The organism is Nonomuraea sp. KM90, from assembly GCF_052246675.1.
Classification (GTDB): Bacteria; Actinomycetota; Actinomycetes; order Streptosporangiales; family Streptosporangiaceae; genus Nonomuraea.
The window spans coordinates 1-3,518 of sequence record NZ_JBQQCB010000294.1; the positions used below are offsets into that span (position 1 = coordinate 1).

Consider the following 3,518-nt stretch of genomic DNA (forward strand, 5'->3'; position numbering starts at 1 on the left):
CCGCCGGGCCGGATGGGCTGTTCGGTGGGGCGCGGCGGGGCGGTGGTGCGCTCTCGCACGCCGTGGACGCGGTCGCGGCGGAGCGGGCCAGGATCGCCGGGGTGGTGCATGACGCGGCCGGGCACGGGCTGGCCGCCATCGCCATGCAGGCCGGGATCGCGCTCGTCACGCTCGACGACGACCCCGAGCAGGCGCGGGCCTCGTTGCAGGCGATCAGGGAGACCAGCACGACGGCGCTCGCGCAGTTGCGGGCCGCGCTCGACGGGATCGACCCGCCGGGTGGCGACCTGGCCGGGCTCATCGACGGCGTCCGGGCGGCGGGCCTGCCGGTGGACGTCGAGCCCGCGAACCTGGTGGTGCCCGCTCACCTTCAGGGTGCCGTCTACCGGGTGGTGCGCGAGTCGCTCACCAACGTGCTGCGGCACGCGGGCCCGACCAGGGCGCTCGTGCGGGCGGTCGCGGATCCGCGGGAGTTCGTGCTGGAGGTGTCCGACCAGGGCGCCGCCCGGACGCACCCCGAGCCGGCCGGCACCGGGCCGACCGGTCCCGGGTGGGCGGGTGTGGTCGAAGGGCGGGGGCTGGCCGGGATGCGGGCCAGGGTGACCGAGGCGGGCGGCCACTTCGCCGCCGGGCCCCGCGAAGGGGGCGGCTTCCGGGTGGTGGCCAGGTTCCCGCAGGTCCAAGCGTGAACGGCCCCAGCAGCGGACCGGCAGACGACGTGCGCGACGCCGCGAGCGGACCGCCGGAGGGCGTACGCGACTCCGCGAGCCGACCGGCGGAAGGCGTTCGCGACTCCGCGAGCCGACCCGGGGAGAGCATGATCAGGGTGGCCATCGCCGACGATCAGGCCGTCGTCCGGATGGGGTTGCGGGCGTTGCTGGAGCGGGAGCCCGGGATGGAGTGCACCGGGGAGGCGGGTGACGGGCAGGCGGCGCTGGCGCTGATCCGCCGGACCAGACCCGACGTCCTGCTGCTCGACATCCGCATGCCGGGCATGGACGGCCTGGCCACGCTGCGGGCCATCGCCGGGGACCCCGGGTTGCGCGGCACCCGGATCGTCGTGGTGACGACGTTCGCCGTGGACGAGTACGTCTTCGCCGCCCTCCAGGCCGGGGCCAGCGGTTTCGTGCTCAAGGACAGCGCCCCCGACGAGCTGGTCAACGCCGTGCGCGTGGTCGCCGCCGGGGAGGCGCTGCTGTCGCCCGCCATCACCAGGAAGGTGATCGGGCTGTTCGGCCGGCACGGCGCCGAGCCGGTCGAGGGCATCGAGACGCTCACGCCCCGCGAGCGGGAGATGGTGGCGTGGGTGGCCACCGGGCGGTCGAACGAGGAGATCGCCGGGGAGCTGACGATCAGTCCCGACACCGTGCGCACCCACGTCAGCCGCGCCATGGTGAAGCTGCACGCCAGGGACCGGGCCCAGCTCGTGGTGTTCGCCATGCGGGCGGGTCTCGCCCTCCCCGCCTGAACCAGGCGCGCGGCTACTTGAGGAAACCCTCGTAGTTGCGCTGCTGGAGCTGGGCCTCGACCTGCTTCACGGTGTCCAGCCCGACCCCCACCATGATCAGCACGCTGGTCCCCCCGAACGGGAAGTTCTGCTGCGTCCCCGGATCCTTCAGGATCGCGAACGCCACCAGCGGCAGCAGCGCCAGCACCGCCAAGTATGCCGCCCCGGGAGCGGTCAGCCGGGACAGCACGTACGCCAGGTACTGCGCCGTCGGCCGCCCGGGCCGGATCCCCGGCACGAACCCCCCGAACCGGCGCACGCCGTCGGCCACCTCCACGGGATTGAAGGTGATCGACACGTAGAAGTAGGCGAACCCCGCGATGAGCAGCACGTACACGAGCATGTAGACCGGATGCGTCCCCGAGGTGAGGTTGAGCTCCACCCACGCCCGCGCCTCGGCCCCCAGCAGCGGCGCCGCCAGCGTCGGCAGGTACAGCAGCGAGCTGGTGAAGATGACCGGCACGATCCCGGCCTGGTTCACCTTCATCGGGATGTAGGTGCTCTGTCCCCCGTGCATGCGCCGCCCCACCATCCGCTTGGCGAACTGCACCGGCACCCGCCGCTGCGCCTGCTCCACGAACACCACGGCCGCCACCAGGAACAGCCCCGACACGATCATCACCACGAAGCTCACCGGGCTCAGCACGAAGATCTTCGACATGTACGCCGGGAAGACCGCCACGACCTGGGTGAACATCAGCAGCGACATCCCGTTGCCGATCCCCCGCTCGGTGATCAGCTCGCCCAGCCACATGACCGCGCAGGCCCCCGCCACCATGGTCAGCACGATCACCGTCACGGCGAGCAGGCCCTCGTCGCGCAGCAGCGGCCGGGAGCACCCGGGCAGCAGCTGGCCGGCGCGGGCCAGCGCGACGACCGTGCCGGCGTTCAGGACGGCGAGGGCGACGGTCAGGTAGCGGGTGTACTCCGTGATCTTAGCCTGCTTGCCCTCCTTCCTGAGGGCGTCCAGGCGGGGCACCACCACGGACAGGAGCTGCATGACGATGCTGGCGGTGATGTAGGGCATCACGCCGAGCGCGAACACCGAGAGCTGCAGCATCGCGCCCCCGCTGAGCATCTGCACCATGTCGAACACGCCGCCGGTGGCGGATCCGACGCACTCGCGCACGGCCACCACGTCCACCCCCGGCGCGGGCATGACCTGCCCCAGCCGGAACAGGCCGATGAGCCCGAGGGTGAACAGGATTTTCCGGCGCAGCTCCGGGGTTCGGAACGCCCGCGTCAAGACGGTCAGCATGGGCAAGGAGTCTGGCCGAGGGCCGGGGCGGGGTCGTCCGCTCAGACGAGGCACCCGTGTACGCGAATCCGCGTATCCCGGCACACCGTAGGTTGATCGTATGAGCGCTGCCGTCTGGGTGATCAGCGGGCCGCCGGGGGCCGGGAAGTCGACGGTGGCGGCCGAGCTGCTCCGCCGCCTGTCCCCCGTGCCCGCCCTGCTCGACAAGGACACCGTCTACGGCGGCATCGTGGCGGAGGTGCTGCGCGCCCACGGCCGCCCGGACGGCGAGCGCGAGGGCCCCTGGTACGACGAGCACGTCAAGCGGCACGAGTACGCCGGCCTGACCGCGATCGCCCGGCAGGTCCGCGAGCACGGCTGCCCGGTCGTGCTGGGCGGCCCGTTCACCACGCAGGTGCACGACGCGGCCCGGTGGGCGGAGTGGGTGGCGGAGCTGGGCGGGCCGCCGGTGCGCCTGCTGTGGGTCCGCTCCGACGGGCCGACGCTGCGCGAGCGGCTGCTGGCCAGGGGGCTGGCCAGGGACGCGGGCAAGCTGGCGGCGTTCGGCGACTACCTGCGGAACATCCGGGTGGACGAGCCGCCGGCCGTACCGTATCTGGAGGTCGACAACCGGCGGGGCGCGGCGCCGGTCGGGCGGCAGCTCACGGCGGCGGGTATACCGCCGCGAACACGGCCGGCAGCCGGGGAACGAGCCGGGTGAAGCGCCCCTCCTCGTAGGTGGCGTCGGGCTCGTTGGCGAGCTGCTGGGAGATC

Annotated in this window: 4 protein-coding genes; 3 read left to right on the top strand and 1 reads right to left on the bottom strand. The window is 73.1% G+C overall.

Annotated elements, in window-relative coordinates:
- Positions 1 to 689, top strand: a 689-nt coding sequence (locus tag ACTWPW_RS63390) for a sensor histidine kinase (protein WP_443174915.1), incomplete at its 5' end; no start/stop codon positions are given.
- A 128-nt stretch (positions 690 to 817) separates the two neighbouring features.
- Positions 818 to 1,468: a response regulator gene (locus ACTWPW_RS63395; protein ID WP_375109517.1), complete on the top strand. Its 651-nt coding sequence runs from the start codon at positions 818 to 820 to the stop codon at positions 1,466 to 1,468.
- A 13-nt stretch (positions 1,469 to 1,481) separates the two neighbouring features.
- Here the strand turns inward: ACTWPW_RS63395 and secY are convergent, their stop codons facing one another.
- Entirely contained in the window at positions 1,482 to 2,765 is a 1,284-nt protein-coding gene (secY, locus tag ACTWPW_RS63400; RefSeq protein ID WP_443174916.1) for a preprotein translocase subunit SecY, read from the bottom strand.
- 100 nt (positions 2,766 to 2,865) lie between these two features.
- On the opposite strand from secY, the gene ACTWPW_RS63405 reads away from it, so the two are divergent.
- Positions 2,866 to 3,465, top strand: a complete 600-nt coding sequence (locus ACTWPW_RS63405; RefSeq protein ID WP_443174917.1) for an AAA family ATPase — start codon at positions 2,866 to 2,868, stop codon at positions 3,463 to 3,465.
- Positions 3,466 to 3,518: the final 53 nt, after the last annotated feature.

Excerpts from the sequence above, each read along its gene's own strand:
- ACTWPW_RS63395 (WP_375109517.1), top strand. The coding sequence starts at position 818 with ATGATCAGGGTGGCCATCGCCGACGATCAGGCCGTCGTCCGGATGGGG.
- secY (WP_443174916.1), bottom strand. The coding sequence starts at position 2,765 with ATGCTGACCGTCTTGACGCGGGCGTTCCGAACCCCGGAGCTGCGCCGG.
- ACTWPW_RS63405 (WP_443174917.1), top strand. The coding sequence starts at position 2,866 with ATGAGCGCTGCCGTCTGGGTGATCAGCGGGCCGCCGGGGGCCGGGAAG.